Raw genomic sequence first — 20,749 nt, forward strand, 5'->3', positions numbered from 1 at the left:
ACTTAACCATAAATCTTAGATAAAATTATGTATAAATTTAACAACGACCTAAAACTGACGGAATATGATCTGATCGTTTTTTGTCATCTTCGTTGGGATTTTGTTTACCAAAGACCACAACATTTAATTTCCCGACTTTCAAAAAAATATAAGGTTTTAGTCATAGAAGAACCTGTCGGTAAAAGAGAAAACAGAAATTTAAATATTAAAGAAATTTCTCCCTCGCTTCACATTCTGCAACCCGAAATTGATCACTTGAGCGAATTGAGTGCCTACATAAAACCTCTTTTAAAAAATAAAATTTATCCGGTAGGCTGGTTTTATTCTGCTGCTTTTGTCGATGTTCTGGAAACTTTTGACTTTGAAACCATTGTTTATGATTGCATGGATGAATTATCGCTTTTTAAAGGTGCTTCTCAGGAGTTGATCCAACAGGAAAATAAATTACTTTCTGCGGCAGATGTCGTTTACACGGGTGGCAAATCGCTTTACGAATCGAAAAAACTGAAACATCATAACGTTCACTGCTTCCCGAGTTCCGTAGAAGTAAATCACTTTTCGGAAACGAATGCTACAGAAATTCCGGAGGATATGAAAAATATTCCTTCTCCAATTATTGGGTATTACGGCGTAATTGATGAACGAATTGATCTGGATTTGTTGCAAAAATCTGCCGCCAAGTTACCGAACCATTCCTTCGTGATGATCGGTCCCATCTGTAAAATTGAAGAACACGAACTGCCGCAAGCAGAAAATATTTTCTATCTGGGCATGAAATCCTATGATGAGTTGCCCAATTATTTAAATCATTTCGATTTTGCCATGATGCCTTTTGCTTTAAATGATGCTACCAAATTTATCAGCCCGACGAAAACACTGGAATATATGTGTGCTTACAAACCCATTATTTCTACAAAAATTACAGATGTTGTGCAGGACTACAGTCATTGCGTATCATTGGTAGATGATGCAGATGATTTTGCAGAAGCCGTAAAAAATCCTGTGAGAAACCTTAAAGAAAAATATGACGAGATCCTGCGGAAAACTTCCTGGGATTTGACCGCAAACAAAATGACTTCAATAATAAGTGAGATTTTAGCATGAAAGACTTTGATATATTAATAATAGGCGCAGGAATTTCCGGTGCTGTTCTGGCGGAAAGATATGCCTCCATTGGAAAAAGCGTGTTGATGATCGAAAAAAGAGATCACATCGCCGGAAACTGTTTTGATTACTACGACGAGAACGGAATTCTAACTTCAAAATACGGTGCCCATCTTTTTCATACCAATGATGAAGGCGTTTGGAAGTACGTTAATCAATTTTCCGACTGGTATTCCTGGCAGCATAAAGTGATCGCGAGAGTGGATGATAAAACCGTTCCGATTCCGGTAAATATCACGACGGTGAATACCTTGTTTAACGAAAACATTAAGAATGAAAACGAAATGCAGCGTTGGCTTCAAAAAAACAGGATTGCATTTGATCAGCCTAAAAACGGAGAAGAAGCCGTTCTCAATAGAGTAGGAGAAGTGCTGTATGACAAAATGTTTAAACATTACACCAAAAAACAGTGGGACAAATATCCTGTTGAACTGCACGCTTCTGTGCTGGAAAGAATTCCGGTGCGAGACAATTACGATGACCGTTATTTTTCAGATGTTCATCAAGCCTTACCGAAAGGTGGTTACACCAAACTATTTAAAAATATTTTGAATAATCCGAATATTCAGATCTTGTTAAATACAGATTATTTTGAAGTTCAGGATCAATTATCAGGGTATGATAAACTTTTTTACACGGGACCGATCGATCGTTTTTTTGCATTTAGTGAAAAATTAAAAGAGAAATTAGAATACCGATCCATCAATTTTGTGCGCGAAGATCTGGATCAGGAGTATTTCCAGGAGAATTCTGTGGTTAATTACCCGGGACAGGATGTTGAGTTCACCCGAATTGTAGAATACAAACATTTCGGAAATCAGAAGTCTGCTAAAACCAGCATTGTCAAAGAATTTACGGTAGATGAAGGCGAACCTTATTATCCGGTTCCCAATCAAAAAAACCAGGAAATCTATGCGAAGTACAAAGCAGAAGCTGATCAGCTGATCGATGTTTATTTTGTTGGAAGACTGGCAAACTACAAATATTTCAATATGGATCAGGCTTTTCGTAACGCTCTGGATTTATTTGAACAGTTAGAATTCAAAAAAACGGAAAAACTTCAAAATGCATAATCCGTTTAAAACCTATTTTATGGGTGGTTTCGAATGTGCTGATCACCTCAACCGATCAGGTGAACGCGTAAATATGCTGCGAATCACCGAGCATGACATTCGAACCGAGGAAGATTATCGGTTGCTTCTCGATATGGGGATTTCAACCGTACGCGAAGGAATTTCATGGAATTCGGTCGAAAAGAAACCTTATGAATTTGATTTTTCTGAAGTTTTAAATCGAATTCAGATCGCCGAGAAACTGGGAATTCAACAGATTTGGGATTTGATCCATTTTGGATATCCTGATGATCTTTTTCCGACGCATCCAAAATTTTGTGACCGTTTTGTAGCGCTCTGTACTGCCTTTGTCAAATTTTATAAAAATAATTCTTCACAACCCTTATTGATCGTTCCGGCAAATGAGATCAGTTTTCTGGCCTGGTTTTCCGGGGATGCGCGCGGAACGGTTCCTTATTTAGAACACAGTGGTTGGGATATGAAATACCATCTGTGTAAGGCCGCTATTCTTGGAATAAAGGCAATCAAACGAGAAGATCCTGCGGCGACCGTAATTTTGGTAGAACCTCTGGTAAAAGTTCATCAGAACGAATCTCAAACGTACGCGGATTTTTTGAAGGTTAATGATTATCAGTTTGAAGCGGTGGACATGATCAGCGGAAGGATTTGTCCCGAACTGGGTGGAGATGAGACTTTACTGGATGTTTTTGGCTTAAATTATTACTGGAATTGTCAATGGGTTGAAGGTGGTGAAACGGTTTATTGGCCCGATCCTTTGCAGAAAAGAGTTCCTTTAAAGAATTTAATCACCGACGTTTATCAGCGATATGGAAAACCGATCTTCTTATCGGAAACCGGGCATTTTGGCGAGGGCAGGATCGACTGGCTGGAAGAGATTTCCGGGCAGTGTCTGTCGGCCAAGAAAGACGGTGTAGAATTTTTTGGCATATGCATTTATCCGGTGACAGACCGTCCTGATTGGGATGATCTTTCTCGCTACAGCCAGTGTGGGATTTTTGATCTGGATTTATCGAACAACAGAATTCCGCATCTTGAATATATCAATTCGATCAAAGAGCAACAATTAAAAGTGTTGAATGCTTTCGCAAAAGAGAAAGCCTAAAAAACAAAACAAATAAAAATGGAAAATTCAAAACAGATTATTGGCATCACTTTTAGCGCTTTTGATCTCTTACATGCGGGTCATATTCGAATGCTCGCAGAAGCAAAAAACCAGTGCGATTATTTGATCGTTGGTTTGCAAACCGATCCTACGATCGACCGACCCGAAAAAAACAAACCTGCCCAAACCGTTGTAGAACGATATATTCAGTTGAAGGGCTGTAAATATGTAGACGAAATAATTCCTTACACTACCGAAAAAGATCTTGAAGATATTTTGAAACTCTATCAGATCGATGTGAGGATCGTGGGTGACGAATATAAAGATAAAAATTTTACGGGCCGGGAATATTGTGAGAACAGCAATATCACTTTATATTTCAACGAACGACGCCATCGGTTTTCAAGTACTTTTCTAAGAAAAGAATTGTTTGAAACGGAAAGCTTAAAAATAAATAAAGGTCAGCTCACCATTAATGAGGATAAAAAAGCAGCAAGAAACTAAAACAAAACAAGTGCTTTTGCACTCGGCAGGGATTAGATAATAATTGAGATCGCTTTCAGAATGTAATATTTTGAAGGCTTTTTTGTTTAAATTGTTCTATCCAAATATTTTTGCCGGTAACATAAACATTTGAAACTTAAATTGCATAATTTTGAACAGCTGAATAAATTTCTTACCGATATCATTTACATTATGAAAAACATCCTTATTTTTTTTCTTGCACTATTTACGTTTTCCACGAGCATTGCTCAGGAAAAGAAAGCCACGGAGATCAGTGGTTTAGACACGACCATCAAACCTGGCGATAACTTTTTTATGTACGTCAATAAGAAGTGGTACGACGCGACGCCTATTCCTGCAACGCAAGCCGGAGTTGGCGCCTATATGTTTATGAATTATCCGCAGAGGATGCGCTTACAGGGAATTTTGGAAAGTGTTTCAAAAGGTCAGTTTCCTGCAGGAAGCATTGAACAGAAAGTAGGCGATTTCTATGCCTCCGGAATGGATACGATTACTATTGAAAAACGGGGTTACGAACCGATCAAGCCAACGCTTGCGAAAATTGATGCCATTCGGGATATTCCGTCTTTAATGACTTTTGTCGCAAATGAAATTAAAGTGGGAAATGGTTCCATCATGTCGTTCGGAGTTGGACCCGATGATAAAAACAGCAGTATGAACATTGCGCACAGTTACCAAACTGGAATTGGATTGCCGGATCGGGATTACTACTTTAAATCAGATGCACCAACTGTTGCCATACAGAATGCCTATAAAACCTACCTTTCTACCTTGTTTCAATTGACGGGCACCGACGCAGCAACTTCTAAAAAGAATGCAGAGATCATTTATGACATTGACAGGCAAATTGCCACTTCCCATAAAACCAGAGTTGAACGCCGGGATGTTCATGCAAACTACAACATGATGGCGATCGCAGATCTGGAGAAAAAACAGCCCAATATTGGCTGGAAAGTTTTTCTAAAAAACATCGGTGCTCAAACTGATTCCATTGATATTGCTCAACCTGCCTATTACGAAAAACTAAATGGTCTTTTAAAGTCTGTTCCAATTCAAAACTGGAAACTGTATCTCAAAGCAAGTACGATTTCAAGCTATTCCGGTGATTTAAGCAAAGCTTTTGTGAATGCTGACTTTAATTTTAATAAAGTGCTTTCGGGTCAGGCCGTACAAAAAACGCGCGGCGAGATCATGGCAAGTGCGGTTGATAATCATTTGGGTGAGGCTTTGGGACAATTGTATGTGAAGAAATATTTTCCGGAAGCTGCGAAGAAACGGATGGCGGTTTTGGTCGATAATGTGCAAAAAGCTTATGCTGCACGGATCGATAAACTGGACTGGATGAGTTTAATTACCAAACAAAAAGCGAAAGAAAAGCTGGCTGCCATCACAAAGAAAATTGGATATCCTGACCAATGGAAAGATTACAGCAAAGTCAATATCTTAATAGATACTTACTTTGAGAATTTAATGTCTGCCTCGGCTGCTGATTATCAAATTGAAATTGCAAAACTGGGCAAACCAGTAGATAAATCGGAATGGTTTACCACACCATCCACGGTTACGGCATATAATAATCCCTCCGCAAATGAGATCGTTTTTCCCGCCGGTATTTTACAGTCCCCTTATTTTGATAATGACGCCGACGATGCCTTGAACTATGGCGGTATTGGAATGGTCATCGGTCACGAACTCACGCACACTTTTGATGATCAAGGTGCACAATACGACAAAGAAGGCAATGTGAAAAACTGGTGGACCAAAGAAGATTATGCACAGTTTAAATCAAGAATTCAACAGGTTATTGATCTGTACAGCACCTTTACGGTTTTAGACAATATACCCATCAATGGCGCCATGACTGTTGGAGAAAATACGGCCGATATTGCCGGAATCGCGGTGGCTTACGACGCTTTTAAAATGACTAAAGAAGGGCAGGGTTCCACCAAAATTGATGGTTTGACGCCGGATCAAAGATTCTTCATGTCGGTCGCTAAGATCTGGAAGGTGAAGATGAAGGATGAATTCCTCCGTTTATGGATCAACAATAACCCGCATTCGCCACCACTTTGGCGTGTTAATGGTCCGTTGATGAACACGACTCCTTTTTATGAGGCATTTGATGTCAAAGAAAGCAATAAAATGTTCTTGCCGAAAAAAGACCGCATCACAATTTGGTAAATACGCTATTGATAACTTGTTCTCAACACGACATCCGTAAGTTTATATAATGTCCGTGAAATACACTAAAGATGATTTACTGGAACCGATAATAGAGTAAATCGTCTGGAAACAAAAAGGAAGCTTCGTTAGGAGCTTCCTTTTTTAATAAATAATTTCGCTAGTTTAATTTATCGGTGATTAGTCTTTATTATCACAATTTCAGTAATTGATTTCCAGTTTTGGAACAAAGAATTTCCAGACTTTCTCTTTGGTTTTAAATCTCAGAAATTAAAATAATGAATTAATTTTCTTTTACTGCATTTGCAAAAGCTTCCGCACCGCCCACTATAGGCAAAGTCAACATTGTTCCTTCCAGCTCAACTGTTAATGCTGTACCCGGTTCCGGATTCAAGGTGAATTCCTTATCGCTGGAAAATATCATTAATCCTATTTGTTGTCCTTTTTTAATGATTTGATCATCGGGCATTAAATCAAAAGATACCTCATAGAATTTTCCTGGCAGTAGAGGTTCGCCCTTTCTTATGGAAGCATGGTTTTGCGGATCTGCCCAACCGCGGGTGATCAGATTGTCTGTTATTTTCGTGGCTCGTCCTTCATTCCAGGGCAATGAAACCAACCAGACCGATAAGTTTGCCGCAGGTTTGCTGCTTGCTAATTTAATGGTGATTCTGGGAACTCCCGAAAGATGAACGTCCTGCATAAGTTTTGGACTCACATATAATAAGCGGTGATCCGTATTTTCTGCTTTGGCTAAACTTGCACCATCAAATGAATAATTATCGACTAACGTTTCTTTCCCTTGGCTGGAAGATTTAGTGGTCATTAAACCTCCAGTTTTTGGTGCGCCTTTTGTTAAATAAAAGGTGACGGGTTTAGCTTCTGGATTTGGAAAATCCTTGTAAGGAGTTGGTTTGCTCACGTCATCATTTTCCCGAACAATAAAGGCTTTATTCTCTTCTTTTTGAATGCCGTTATCGATCCCAAATAGATAATGAGTGAACCATTTGTTCATCATTTCCAGGGGTGGTTGTCCGCCGTGGCCATTCTGGTGGTAGTAAATTGCGGTTTCTAAACCCATTTCTTCGGCTTTCTTATAGATGCGGTAACTGTGTTCGGGCATCACATTCCAGTCATTAAAACCGTGAGACATGAGCATTGCGGCTTTCATCTTTCCCATTTGATTCAGATAATCACGTCCAGCCCAGAAATCATTGTAATCCCCCGTAATTCTATCCATGCCGTTTTTCATTTCGGTGTCCCGAATTTTTAAATTGCTGTACGCACGTTTCGATTCGTCACCACTGTGAATAAAATCGTACAGCACATCAATATCTTCTCCCAAATAACCTCCCGGTGAACGCACTAATCCGTTGGAACGGTAGTAATGATAGTAAGAAGTGTTTGGCGCAACAGGAATGATAACTTCCAAACCTTTTACACCCGTTGTTGCTGCGGCGAGCGGAATTGTTCCGTTGTAGGAAGTTCCAGTCATTCCCACTTTTCCGGTCGTCCAGTAGGCTTTTACTTTTTCATTTCCGTCTGCAGAAGTATAGCCGTTTGCTCTTCCGTTCAGCCAGTCGATAACGGCTTTCGGCGCCAAAGACTCATTTTCGCCACCCACAGTAGGGGAACCTTGGGACAAACCGGTACCCGGAGAACAGGAATGAACCACAATAAAACCACGCGGAACCCAGGTTGCAGTCTGTGAGTTTGAAATAATTGGACGGGTTCCTGTTCGAACAACTTCTGCGTGAACACGAGCTTTTCCAGCCACTCCCAATTCATGATTGACATCCCAGTAACCTCCTTCTATATCAGGTGCAACCCCGGAATAGTACGGACTAGATTCATAAATTACAGGCAGTTTTAGTCCTTCCGTTTCGGTTTGGTAAGGTCGGGTCACATCCACATACATGCGGTCTTTTTTACCATCACCGTCTGTATCAAAAGAAGTTTCTACCCAAAGATCAGTTCTGATCCATTTGTCGGCATCTTTAAATTCCGGAACAATTTGAGCTTGCCCATTTTCAAAAACAGGAACGGCTTTTACAGCGGTTTGCGCATTTACAGTAGATAATGCAGTGAGCAGGACTAAAAGAAAACTTGACTGGAGGAGTTTTTTCATACTATTTTTTGTCATTATAATTTTTAGAATTTGGGAGTTCTCGCCTTAATGATGCCATTTCCATAGTTTTTAATTGACGTTAAAGATATCATTTCTTGGGAAAAGACCGAAGTATAGCATACAAAATATGAGGTACAAAATGATCTTTACTTTCAGACTTTAATTTAAAGAAGGAGTTTAAACTTTTTTAATGAAGAAAACATAAAAAGTGATTGGCTTTTACTTGAAATCTTTTGTTTCAGACAAAAACTACTTATTTTTTATTAAAAGCAAATTAATAGTAGGAATACATGGTTGCTATTTTGCTCATTGAAATTTAAGATTCAATGATCACCTTCGTGGTCAAATTATTGTTGCTAATAATACTGGTATCAATTCGATGCTCAATTAAGCAAAAATTAAAAAATGGAATATAGAAAATTAGGAAACAGCGAACTCCAATTATCAGCAATCACTTTTGGAGCCTGGGCTGCAGGCGGCTGGATGTGGGGAAGTACCGATCGAAACGATGCCATTGAAGCCATCAGATCTTCTTACGATTTAGGCGTGACTTCCATCGATACAGCGCCGGTTTACGGACAGGGAGTCAGTGAAGAAATCGTCGGAGAGGCGATCAAAGGAATTTCCCGGGATCAAGTACAGATCCTAACCAAATTTGGAATGCGTTGGGATCTAACGAAAGGAACTTTGGGCATGCATTCTAAAGACAACGACGGGAATAAAATTGATATTTATAAATACGCCGGAAAAGAAAGCGTCATCTATGAATGTGAGCAAAGTTTAAAAAGACTTGGTACCGATTATATTGATCTATACCAGATCCATTGGCCGGATGTAACCACACCGATTGATGAAACTTTTGAAGTGGTTGCAAGGTTGATCGAACAGGGAAAAGTGAGATTTGCGGGCGTTTGTAATTACACTGCAGACCAAATGGCAAAAGCTGGCGAAGCCGTGAATATCGTTTCCAATCAAATTCCGTTCAGCATGGTGACCAGAGGAATTGAAGAGGAGACGGTTCCTTACTGTATCAAGAATGGCAAATCTATTTTAGCCTACAGTCCCATGGAAAGAGGTTTGTTAACTGGAAAAATTCAGCCCGGACATCAATTTGCGGAAGGCGATCACCGAGCTGATCTGGTGCACTTTAAACCTGATTTCGTTAAAAAGACCAACGACCTTTTGGCGAAAATAAAACCAATCGCCGACTCGCATGAAGCAAGTTTAAGCCAGTTGGTTCTACGATGGACCATTGAAAGACGCGGAATTACCATCGCTTTGGCAGGAGCGAGAAATGCCAAACAGGCAAAGCAAAATGCAAAATCCATTGACATTCATTTAAGCAGAGAGGAATTGAAAACGATCGACGATTACGTGAATCAGTTTTAATTCTATGTTTTAAATTATTTCCTGTTAAGTTTAAAAAGCCTTCTAACAAAATAATAGATAGCATTTTAAAGAAAAGCTTCGAAAGTAGCTTTTTCTTTTTCTATTTGAAAGTAATTAAATTTTTCAAAAACCATATAATATTCAAATCATTAAGTTAGAAATTTTTCACGGAATGATGTAAAATAGACTGGAAAATATTCTTTAAATTTAATCTTAAAATAAGAGGTCTTTTTTGGATGTATCTGCGCTTTAACGAATTTTTCTTTTAAATAATGGGTTGCCATCCTCGCGGTGGTTGAGCTTGTCGAAACCAAGTATCTGTGCCTTCGACAAGCTCAGGCACCCGGAGATATTTGTTTTTTAGCGATATTTACTTTTTATGAGATGGGTTGTCGTCTTCGTATTAGCTGAACTTATCATGGTGGTTGAGCCTGTCGAAACCACTTTTGCTGTTCCTTCGACAGGCTCAGGCACCAGAACAAGCTCAGGCACCCGGAGATATTTGTTTTTTAACGATATTGACTTTTTATAAGATGGGTTGTCCTCCTCGTATTAGCTGAATTTATCATAGTGTTTGAGCCTGTCGAAACCACTTATGTGTGCCTTCGACAGGCTCAGGTACCGGGAGATATTTGTTTTTTAACGATATGTACTTTTTATAAGATGGGTTGTCTTCCTCGTATTAGCTGAACTTGTCATGGTGGTTGAGCCTGTCGAAACCACTTTTGCTGTGCCTTCGACAGGCTCAGGCACCAGAACAGAACTAGCTCAGACAACGCGAATTAATTGTTTCAATAAAAACAAACCAGATAATGGCTAAAGGATTTATGTATATTTTAAAATGTGCGGATGACAGTTACTATACTGGTAGTACTGTAAATCTTGAATTACGATTAGCGCAACATCAAAGCGGAGAAGGATCTAACCACACCAGAAAAAGTCTCCCGGTAGTCCTGGTTTATTATGAAGAATATCAGAACATTGCAGATGCATTTTACAGGGAAAAACAAGTTCAAGGTTGGAGCCGTTCGAAAAAAGAAGCTCTGATTGAAAATAGACATGAAGATTTGCCGCTTTTGTCTAAAAATCTTCAAAGTGGTGGTTGAATCTTTCGTGGTGCCTTCGACAAGCTCAAGCACCGAGCAGGTATCGCAACGAATTCGGTATCAAGATCATTTACATATCATTACGGTGGTTGAGCTTTTATTTGTTGATTAGATTTTTTTTGGTGGTTGAGCTTGTCGAAACCACTTTTGCGGTGCCTTCGACAGGCTCAGGCACCGAGGAACATTTGCTTTTTAACGATATTTCCTTTTTGTTTGATGGTTTGCCGTCCTCGTGGTGGTTGAGCTTGTCATGGTGGTTGAGCCTGTCGAAACCACTTTTGCTGTGCCTTCGACAGGCTCAGGCACCAGAACTAGCTCAAGCACCGCAATAGGTTCAGCGACCGCAATATTATACAGAATGATATAAAATAAATTATAAAATATTGTTTAAATTTAGTGTAGAAAGGAGCGGTCGTCCACGAGTTTTTATTCACGGCATTTTGAAATTCGTGATCGATGACTGACTGCTATTTATCGCAATTTTTGAAGCAGGAGACATTTGCATTAATTTGAATGAAATAAAATGGAAAACAATAAAGCATTAATCAACGTTATCACTAATCTTCAAATAGAAGAAAAATCTAATACCAAACAATTCGAAGCTTTGGTTGCATTTATAGATGACCTCATCCGGAATGATTTCAACAGATTGTTGAGCATTCTTTATCGTGTGGATATTTCTGAACAGAAACTAAAAATAAAGCTGGCTGAAAATAAGGAAACTGCGGTGCGGTCTGCAGAAATAATTGCGCAACTTCTGCTGGACAGAGAAGAGGAAAAAATCAAATCGCGGGCAAAATATAAGCAAGACTAAAAGGGGAGGACTTGTCCGCTGCTCATTTTGAAATATTAACCATCTAAATGTTCTGGATCATGAAAAATTTTATCATTCTACTCATCGCAATAACCGTCCTCTTCTTCGGGACTCAAATTTATTTTATCATGGCAAAAACGGAAACCCAACCCTACGAAATCCTCAAAAAAGAAACAGATTTTGAGATCCGAAAATATCCACCCGCTACGATGGCGACTGTTTCAATGAATGCGAAATCCTATAAAGAATTATCATCATCAGGTTTTAGAACCTTGGCTTCTTTTATTTTTGGTGGAAACCAGTCTAAAAAAAGCATCGCCATGACCTCACCGGTTCGAATGGATATTAATGATTCGCAATCCTCCATGAGTTTTGTAATGCCGGCTGAATATACGAAAGACAATCTGCCAAAACCTGATAATTCAGCCATTAAAATTGAGACCACGCCCGAAGAATATGTGGCAGCCATTCAGTTTGGCGGCTATGCCAATGATGAAGACCTCAAAAAATACGCGGCAAAATTAAAAAAATCTCTAGAAGCAAAAAACATCGAATACTTCGGCAACTTCCGCTTTTTAGGTTACAACGCACCCTACCAGGTTCTGGACAGAAAAAATGAGATCATCGTAAGCGTGCGCTGGAAATAACAATTTTAGATCAATCTCTCATTAACTTAAGGTCAACTTCTCTAAACAAACCCTTCTCAACAAACCCTCACAAAAGCATTTGAAGATTTTTCAATGTGCTAATTTGATAATGTGCTAATTCGAAAATCAATCTTTGCGACCTCGGAAACGGAGCCGTTAAAAAAATTAGAATTTGAGCCGTAATAAAACTTCCGGTGTTTGAGTGGCGGCAAAAATGATGATAAGGATCAGAATTGACATTTCCGCCCGAGTCTCGTCTTGAGGACGAGATAAATTTCGGAAGTTTTAGGCTCAAGTTTAATTTTTAGGTGGAGTTTCCAGTCTTGAACTTTTGGTTCATTTTGCTTCAAGGCAAAAGAACAAAAAAACATTTGAAAATTCGATAATGTGTTAATGTGTTAATTTTAAATGTACTTCCCTGACCCAGGAAACGAAGCCGTTAAGAAAATTAGAATTTGATGAGTTGCTAACGTGATAATCTAAAAATCACTTTCCCCGACCTCGGAAACGAAGCCGTTAAGAAAATTAGAAGTTGAGCCGAAAAAAAATTTCCGGTGTTCGAAGAGCGGCAATAATCAGTGCTTGAAGAAACATTTTATAATCCGCTCAAGTCTCGTCTTGAGAACGAGATAAATTTCGGAAGTTTTAGGCTCAGGTTCTAATTTTTAGGCGAAGTTTCCAGTCTTGAAATCGAAGATTCGCCGATTCCTTAAATTAATAAAATGATGAGGCAATTTTGGTTCATTTTGCTTCAAGGCAAAAGAACAAGAAAAATTTGAAAATTCGATGATGTGTTAATGTGCTAATTTTAAATTTACTTCCCCCGACCTCGGAAACGAAGCCGTTAAGAAAATTAGAAGTTGAGCCGTAAAAAAACTTCCGGTGTTTGAGTGGCGGCAAAAATAATGATAAGAATCAGAATTGACATTTCCGCCCGAGTCTCGTCTTGAGGACGAGATAAATTTCGGAAGTTTTAGGCTCAAGTTTTAATTTTTAGGTGGAGTTTCCAGTCTTGAACTTTTGGTTCATTTTGCTTCAAGGCAAAAGAACAAAAAAAACGTCTAATGCTAAGCTAATGTGGTGATCTGGTAATTATAAAAAATTGATATTTATTACTTTATATTTATAAAATAAAATCCAAAACATTACTTTAAAACCAAATCTCCAAAATCAAATCTCCGTTCTTTCACCCCAACAAATACCGTGAAAACCCATAGGAATTCTTCCTGATTTTAACCAACTTGCTTCTCCATCGTTCACCAGCTCTATTCACTGACTTTTAAAAACAAAAACCATAATCTCAATTTAAACAAAAAAAACTATGAAAACTAATAACGAACCCAATGAGCCGGAAGAAGTGACCTTAGAAACCGTAGTGGTGATCCTTACCGAAATCTTAGGCGCTTTAAAAACATTGCCGCTGGAAAACGTACAGTATTACGACAATGCAGATTTGAAAAAAATGCTCAACGCGAGCGACAGTACGCTGCACAGGATCAGGAAATCAAATTTGATCCCACACAAGAAAATTCGGGGTAAGATCTATTACCCAAAATCATTTTTCAACAAAGCCTTCAATCAATGAGGGCTTTTTTTTTAGGTTTATGAGCAATAGGTAATGAGCGATAGGTAATGGGCGATCGTTAATATTCAATGGTCAATGGTCAATAGTCAATGGTGAATGGTGAATAGTTAATTTACAGTAGAAGTAAAACATCACCCTTTTTTGGAAAATATAAAACTTTTGAAAAACTCTTTTTTCTACCAAGAACTTTTAAATTTTGCTACCATTTTTCAACTCGAACCTCGCAACCCGCATCCCGCACCCAGCATCCAACACCTCGCTCCTCGCAACCCGCACCCAGCATCCAACACCTCGCACCCCGAACCTCGCACCCCGAACCCCAAACCTCGCACCTCGCACCTCGCACCCCGCACCCCGCAACCCGCACCTCGCACCCCCTTTCTTCGACCCTCCTTCGGCCGTTCTTCGACAAAAACATCTTTTTATCGAAGCGTTGTCGAAGAAAGCAGGTAGCATTGTCGAAGGATTGCAAAAGCAATCGGTCAAATGCAGTCAAAAACGGTCAAAGGCGGTCAGGTTTTTCAAAGGTGATATATGGTAGGGTTTTCTGATCTATCTTCGCTCTAATAACCATAAAAACCAATAAGATGGCAACAATTACAAAAGGGATCCTTGGAGGATTCAGTGGAAAAGTAGGTACCGTTGTAGGTGCGAATTTCAGAGGGAAAGACATCATCCGGAGCCGGCCTAAAAAAAGCGGCCGAAAGCCGACGGAAAACCAATTGCTTCAGCAAGCCAAGTTCAAACTGGTGATCCAGTTTTTGCAACCGCTCAAAACCATCCAAAACCAATATTTTGGCATGGGCAGTGGCGCAAAATCCAGAGTAAATCTGGCGGCATCTTACATGCTCGACAATGCTTTGCTTGTGGTAGCGAATGTGCCGGAACTCGTGTACAACAAAATTCTGATCACCAAGGGAGAATTGGCAGGATTTCAAAATGTGGTGGGAACACCGGCAGCGGGAAACACTGTAAATTTCATCTGGGAAGACAACAGTTTGCAGGGCAACGCCAGTGCAACCGATGTTGCCAATGTGGTCTGCTATAATGAAGAGCTTGGAAATTTCGAGATCTACCAGGCGATCGCCACGAGAGCAGATCTGGCAGCACAGGTGATACTGCCCGCATTTTACACAGGTTTAGACGTGCATGTCTGGATGTACCTTAACAACGCCGCTGAAAAGTCGGGCTGCAACAGTCCCTATCTCGGTCTCCTCACCATTCTTTAAAACGAAACTCCACTTGCGAAAGTGGAGTTTTTTTATGGGTTAAAAGCGGTTTCAAAGGTGTAAAAATAAATTTCGGAAAATTAAAAGACTGTTGTCAAACAAAGTTTATTATTAAATAACAAAATAACAATAAACTTTGTCCAGGAGCTTTCTTCCTGAATTTTAAAAAAGTATTTTTGAAAACTTTAAAATGAAGAAAAGAAACTTAATCTTTACACCAGCCTGAAATAGAGACAAATGATAAAAACCACTGCACGCACCAAAACTACCCATCTGTTATTTTTAGTCCTTTTGAGCCTTGTCTTGTATTCCTGTGGTGCCAACAAAGGCAACACTTCCTCCGCTTATCAATCAACCACGGTTACTTATTATGCTGATAAATTCGAAGGGCAAAAAACATCAAGCGGCGAGATTTACCAACATTCTAAAATGACTGCCGCCCACAAAAGCCTGGCTTTTGGTACCAAAGTGGAAATCATCAATACTGAAAATTCAAAAAAAGTGATTGTCACCGTCAATGACAGAGGTCCACTCAAAGCGGGGAGAGCCTTCGATTTGAGTCAGGGTGCTTTCAAAAAAATTGGAAATTTGAATGATGGGATTTTAAAGGTGAAATATAGGGTATTAAGATGAACATTGTAATTGAATAAAATTTAAAACATCTCCTACTTAAGATTGCTTACTTTACTTTAAAATATAGCTCTACTTACGAAAGTAGAGTTTTTTTGTGATAATTAGATGAGGATAACCAAAAACAGATTTATTTTTTAAAAAGTTAACTGCTTTACGGTTTTCCGCATTTTTAATTCAGTTTCAGTTTGTATATTTAACGTCAATTTATATTTATGCCAACAAGCTTTACGAAGATTCTAGAAAAATACCGCAAAATATCATTTTCAGAAAGAGATAAAGGAGAACGATTTGAACGTTTAATGAAAGCTTATCTTTTGACTGATCCTAAATATGCTCATCAGTTTGCGAAAGTTTGGATGTGGAATGAATTTCCTTCAAAAGCAGATCTTGGGGGGAAAGATACCGGGATTGATCTTGTTGCCTTGACCAATGATGGAGATTTCTGGGCAGTACAGTGCAAATGCTATGCAGAAGATACCGTAATCGATAAGAAATCGGTTGATACTTTCCTATCCACTTCCAGCAGATCTTTTAAGAATTTGAATTTGCAAACTACTCATTTTTCTCAATGTCTGTGGATATCAACTTCCAATAAATGGACTGTGAATGCTACGGAAGCTTTAAAAAATCAAAGACCGCCTGTCAGCAGAATTAATATTTATGATCTTAACCAAGCTTCAGTAGATTGGGAAAAGCTAGAAAATAATATTACAGGGGAATTGGCAAGACCCAAACCCTACGGACTCAAAGACCACCAAAAAAAAGCAATGGAAAATACCAATGCTTATTTTAAAGAACATGACAGAGGTAAATTGATCATGGCATGTGGTACGGGAAAAACTTTTACTTCTTTAAGAATTGCCGAGAATGAAACCAATGGAAAAGGATTGATTTTGTTTTTGGTGCCTTCTATTGCTTTGTTGGGACAAACACTGAATGAGTGGAGTGCGCAGGCTTTGGAAAAAATAAATCCTATCTGTATCTGTTCTGATGCAGAAATTACAAAGAAAAAAACCAAAGTAGAGGATATTGATACGACTTCGGTAATTGATCTGGCTTTGCCTGCATCTACCAATGTTCCCAATATTATAGACCAATTTAAAAAACTAAAAACTCATGCCAATGATGGTATGACCGTCGTTTTTTCAACGTACCAGTCTATAGAAGTCATTGCAAAAGCCCAAAAAGCATTAAGTGAAGTTTATCCAGAATATTCTCAATTTGATTTAATAATCTGCGATGAAGCACACCGAACAACAGGGGCGCAATTGGCAGGAGAAGATGAGTCTGCTTTTACCAAAGTACATGACAATACTTTTATAAAAGCTAAAAAACGTTTGTACATGACGGCAACACCAAGGTTGTATGACCAAGATACCAAAAGTAAAGCTGCACAAGCAGAAGCCACGCTCTGGTCAATGGATGAACCAACTCAATTTGGGGAAGAAATGTACCGTATTGGTTTTGGCGAAGCAGTAGAAAAGAAATTATTGACGGATTACAAAGTGCTTATTTTAACATTAAGTGAAAATGATGTACCTCCTGCAATACAGGAAATGATCTCTAATGAAGAAAGTGAAATAAAAGTTGATGATCTACCTAAATTGATTGGTTGTATCAATGCGCTTTCTAAACAGATTTTAGGGGATGAGGGACTTTTGAAATCTACCGATCCCAATCCAATGAAAAGAGCAGTTGCTTTCTGTTCTACGATTAAAAATTCAAAAAGTATTACTGATACTTTCAATTCTGTATCTGATACTTATATCGATACTTTGCCGGAAGTCAACAGCGTGAATACAGTTTCCGTAAGTTCCGATCATATTGATGGGACGATGAGTGCCACGGAAAGAAATCAACTACTGGATTGGTTAAAAGATGACACCGAAGAAAATGAATGTCGGGTTTTGACGAATGTACGTTGTTTAAGTGAAGGGGTTGATGTACCTTCTTTGGATGCGGTCATGTTTCTATCCGCAAGAAATAGTCAGGTAGATGTGGTGCAATCCGTTGGTCGAGTGATGAGGTTATCCGAAGGCAAACAATATGGCTACATCATTATTCCGGTGGTTGTGCCTTCTAATATTAGTGCGGAAGATGCATTAAATGATAACGAACGTTTCAAAGTAGTTTGGACGGTTTTGAATGCGCTTCGTGCACACGATGACCGTTTTAATGCGACTGTCAATAAATTAGAACTCAATAAAAAGAAACCTACAAATATTATTGTGGGTGGAGCACCAGTTGGGTTTGATGATAAAGGAAATCCAACATCTAAAGGTGGTGGTGATGGGGTTACAACAAAAGAAGTAGAACAGCAATTGCAGATACAATTTGAAGAATTGCAATCTGCGGTATTTGCCAGAATGGTGAATAAAGTAGGAAACAGACGCTATTGGGAACAATGGGCAAAGTCTGTAGGAGAAATTGCTAATCGGCAAAAAGAACGTATTATTGAGTTGATCGTTAATTCCCCAAAGCACGCAGAAGAGTTTGAAAAATTCTTAAAAGGGCTTCGAAAAAGTATTAATCCCTCCATTGAGCAAGAACAGGCGGTTGATATGCTTTCTCAGCATATTATTACAAAACCAGTTTTCGAGGCTTTGTTTGAAGGTTATTCTTTTGTGCAAAATAACCCGATGAGTCAATCGATGCAGAAAATGCTCGATCTGCTTAATGAGCAAACCATTGATGAAGATGTGGAAACTTTAGAAAGTTTCTATGCGTCGGTAAAGATGCGTGCATCTGGGATTGATAATGCAGAAGGCAAGCAAAAGATCATTTTAGAACTCTATGACAAGTTTTTTAAAACAGCTTTCCCAAAAATGGTAGAGCAGCTGGGTATTGTCTACACACCTGTTGAGGTGGTCGATTTTATTGTTCATTCTGTGGCAGATGTTTTGGAAAAAGAATTTGGACGCAGTATTTCTGATGAAAATGTGCATATTCTTGATCCTTTTACAGGAACAGGAACTTTCATTACACGGCTTTTGCAAAGTGGTAGAATAAAACCAGAAGATTTAGAGAGAAAATATAAAAAAGAAATACACGCGAATGAAATTGTGCTTTTAGCCTATTATATTGCGTCGATCAATATAGAAAATGTATTTCACGATCTGACACCCGACCCGAATGATGGCATTGGGAAAGAAACCTACCATCCTTTTGATGGCATTTGCTTAACCGATACTTTCCAGTTGGGAGAAACAAAAGAAGGCGAACAGTTATTTGATGAAATGTTTCCGCAGAACAGCAAAAGAGTACAAGACCAGCAAAAAGCACCTGTAAGAATTATCATAGGTAACCCACCGTATTCAGTTGGCCAAAAGTCCGCAAATGATAATGCCGAAAATCAAGAGTATAAAAAATTAGATAAAAAGATTGCAGAAACATATGTTAAATTAGGAACTGCGACTAATAAAAATGCATTATATGATTCTTATATTAAAGCATTTAGATGGAGTACGGATAGGTTAGATCCAAAAAATGGTGGCATTATTTCTTTCGTATCTAATGGAGCATGGTTGGACGGAAATTCTACCGATGGTTTTCGAAAATCTCTAGAAAAAGAATTTGATGCTATTTATGTTTTCAATCTCAGAGGTAACCAACGGACGAGTGGCGAGTTGAGTAGAAAAGAGGGCGGTAAAATATTTGGGAGTGGCAGCAGAACACCAATTGCAATTACATTATTGGTAAAAACATTTGAAACCAAAAAAGAAAAATCAAGCATATATTATAAAGACATTGGAGATTATTTGAATACAGATGATAAATTAAAAATTATTTCTAATGGTAAAACTTTTCTTAATGAAAGATTAAATTTAAAAACCTTACAACCCAATGAACATGGTGATTGGATAAGTATGCGAAATGATGGTTTCGACCAATTTATTGATCTAGTTCCTGATAAAAAATATAATGTAAAATCACAATCTTTCTTCGTTATCAATTCTAATGGTTTACAATCTAACAGAGATGCTTGGGTTTATAATTTTTCAAAAGTAAAGTTACTGTCAAATATGCAATCTCATGTGGATTTCTATAATTACCAAGTTAAAGATTATAAGACTTATAAAGAAACCAACAAAGAAAAATCCTCTGAACATTTTAAAAATAACGATCCATCTAAAATAAGTTGGTCGAGTAGTTTAGTTTCTCATTTAGAAAAATTTCGAGAAGCAACTTTTCAATCAGAAAAAATTAGATATTCAATGTATAGACCTTATACAAAAATGAACATCTATTATGGAGATAAAATGATACATCGTAGTGGTCAGTTTATTGATTTTTTGCCTGAGAATAATAAAAAGGCAAATGACGAGAATAGAATAATTTGTTTTGGAAATTCTAGTACAGAATCAGCTCTAATAACCAATAACTATGCTGATTCTAATTTTTCAGGTTACATGCAGTCATTTCCTTTATATTACTATGAAGAACCAAAAACTAAGCAAATAAGTTTATTTGATAATTCAGATAATAATGAAGTTAGACGGGACGCGGTTTCAGATTTTATATTAGAAAGAGCCAAAAAACAATATGGTAAAAATGTAAGCAAAGAAGATATTTTCTATTATGTATATGGTTTTCTGCATTCCCCGGAATACAGAGAAACCTTTGCAGCAGACCTTAAAAAGATGTTGCCAAAATTGCCTTTGGTAGAAGAAGTAAAAGATTTTTGGGCATTCAGCAAAGCAGGTCGGCAATTGGCAGAATTGCATCTCAACTATGAAACGGTAGCACCATACAAAGGCGTTATAACCATGTACAACAGAATACCGCAGACTGAAATAGAAAAAGGACTGGGTGGAAAAGAGGTAAGCGATCTTAACTATGAAGTAGTGAAGATGAGGTTTCCGAAAAAAGGAGAAAAAGACAGCATCATCTACAACCACCAAATCACCATTACCAATATTCCAGAAAAAGCCTACGACTACATCGTCAACGGAAAACCCGCCATAGAATGGATCATGGAGCGCTACCAAATCACCACCCACAAAGACAGCGGCATCACGAACAACCCAAATGACTGGAGTACCGAGGTAGGAAATCCTAAGTATATATTGGATTTGCTGTTGAGCATTATTAATGTGAGTGTGCAGACGGTGGAGATTGTAGATGGGTTACCGAAGGTGAGTTTTAAGTAAAT

14 protein-coding genes are annotated in these 20,749 nt (G+C 38.4%); 13 read left to right on the top strand and 1 reads right to left on the bottom strand.

Going from position 1 to position 20,749, the window contains the following annotated elements:
* Window positions 1–27: 27 nt before the first annotated feature.
* The 5 genes from IV494_RS03075 (at window position 28) to IV494_RS03095 (ending at window position 6,066) form a co-directional block, all read left to right on the top strand.
* Window positions 28–1,104, top strand: a complete 1,077-nt coding sequence (locus IV494_RS03075) for a glycosyltransferase (RefSeq protein WP_196078695.1) — start codon at window positions 28–30, stop codon at window positions 1,102–1,104.
* Window positions 1,101–2,237, top strand: a complete 1,137-nt coding sequence (glf, locus tag IV494_RS03080; protein WP_196078696.1) for a UDP-galactopyranose mutase — start codon at window positions 1,101–1,103, stop codon at window positions 2,235–2,237. Before IV494_RS03075 ends, glf begins: the two co-directional genes overlap by 4 nt.
* Window positions 2,230–3,360: a glycoside hydrolase family 5 protein gene (locus IV494_RS03085; RefSeq protein ID WP_196078697.1), complete on the top strand. Its 1,131-nt coding sequence runs from the start codon at window positions 2,230–2,232 to the stop codon at window positions 3,358–3,360. The genes glf and IV494_RS03085 overlap by 8 nt, the downstream gene beginning before the upstream one ends.
* 18 nt (window positions 3,361–3,378) lie before the next feature.
* Window positions 3,379–3,864, top strand: coding sequence for an adenylyltransferase/cytidyltransferase family protein (locus IV494_RS03090; RefSeq protein ID WP_196078698.1), 486 nt, complete (start codon window positions 3,379–3,381; stop codon window positions 3,862–3,864).
* Between the two features lie 192 nt (window positions 3,865–4,056).
* Window positions 4,057–6,066: a M13 family metallopeptidase gene (locus IV494_RS03095; protein WP_196078699.1), complete on the top strand. Its 2,010-nt coding sequence runs from the start codon at window positions 4,057–4,059 to the stop codon at window positions 6,064–6,066.
* Window positions 6,067–6,349: 283 nt separating this feature from the next.
* On the opposite strand, the gene IV494_RS03100 is transcribed toward IV494_RS03095, so the two are convergent.
* The gene (locus tag IV494_RS03100; protein ID WP_196078700.1) at window positions 6,350–8,194 is read right to left on the bottom strand and encodes a Xaa-Pro dipeptidyl-peptidase; all 1,845 of its coding nucleotides are present in this window, start codon (window positions 8,192–8,194) and stop codon (window positions 6,350–6,352) included.
* A gap of 405 nt (window positions 8,195–8,599) precedes the next feature.
* Between IV494_RS03100 and IV494_RS03105 the strand changes: the two genes are divergently transcribed.
* The 8 genes from IV494_RS03105 to IV494_RS03140 all read left to right on the top strand — a co-directional run bounded on the left by IV494_RS03105 (window position 8,600) and on the right by IV494_RS03140 (window position 20,747).
* Window positions 8,600–9,583, top strand: coding sequence for an aldo/keto reductase (locus IV494_RS03105; protein WP_196078701.1), 984 nt, complete (start codon window positions 8,600–8,602; stop codon window positions 9,581–9,583).
* A gap of 812 nt (window positions 9,584–10,395) precedes the next feature.
* Complete coding sequence (locus IV494_RS03110; RefSeq protein WP_196078702.1) at window positions 10,396–10,689, top strand: GIY-YIG nuclease family protein; 294 nt, start codon at window positions 10,396–10,398, stop codon at window positions 10,687–10,689.
* Between the two features lie 523 nt (window positions 10,690–11,212).
* Window positions 11,213–11,503, top strand: a complete 291-nt coding sequence (locus tag IV494_RS03115; protein ID WP_196078703.1) for a hypothetical protein — start codon at window positions 11,213–11,215, stop codon at window positions 11,501–11,503.
* Window positions 11,504–11,562: 59 nt separating this feature from the next.
* Window positions 11,563–12,150: an SOUL family heme-binding protein gene (locus IV494_RS03120; RefSeq protein WP_230379891.1), complete on the top strand. Its 588-nt coding sequence runs from the start codon at window positions 11,563–11,565 to the stop codon at window positions 12,148–12,150.
* Window positions 12,151–13,471: 1,321 nt separating this feature from the next.
* Window positions 13,472–13,735, top strand: coding sequence for a helix-turn-helix domain-containing protein (locus IV494_RS03125; protein ID WP_196078704.1), 264 nt, complete (start codon window positions 13,472–13,474; stop codon window positions 13,733–13,735).
* Between the two features lie 587 nt (window positions 13,736–14,322).
* Window positions 14,323–14,964, top strand: coding sequence for a DUF6266 family protein (locus IV494_RS03130; protein ID WP_196078705.1), 642 nt, complete (start codon window positions 14,323–14,325; stop codon window positions 14,962–14,964).
* Window positions 14,965–15,201: 237 nt separating this feature from the next.
* Complete coding sequence (locus IV494_RS03135; protein WP_196078706.1) at window positions 15,202–15,597, top strand: septal ring lytic transglycosylase RlpA family protein; 396 nt, start codon at window positions 15,202–15,204, stop codon at window positions 15,595–15,597.
* Window positions 15,598–15,809: 212 nt separating this feature from the next.
* Window positions 15,810–20,747, top strand: coding sequence for a DEAD/DEAH box helicase (locus IV494_RS03140; RefSeq protein WP_196078707.1), 4,938 nt, complete (start codon window positions 15,810–15,812; stop codon window positions 20,745–20,747).
* Window positions 20,748–20,749: the final 2 nt, after the last annotated feature.

The sequence above is a fragment of the Kaistella gelatinilytica genome, assembly GCF_015679325.1.
GTDB lineage: Bacteria > Bacteroidota > Bacteroidia > Flavobacteriales > Weeksellaceae > Kaistella > Kaistella gelatinilytica.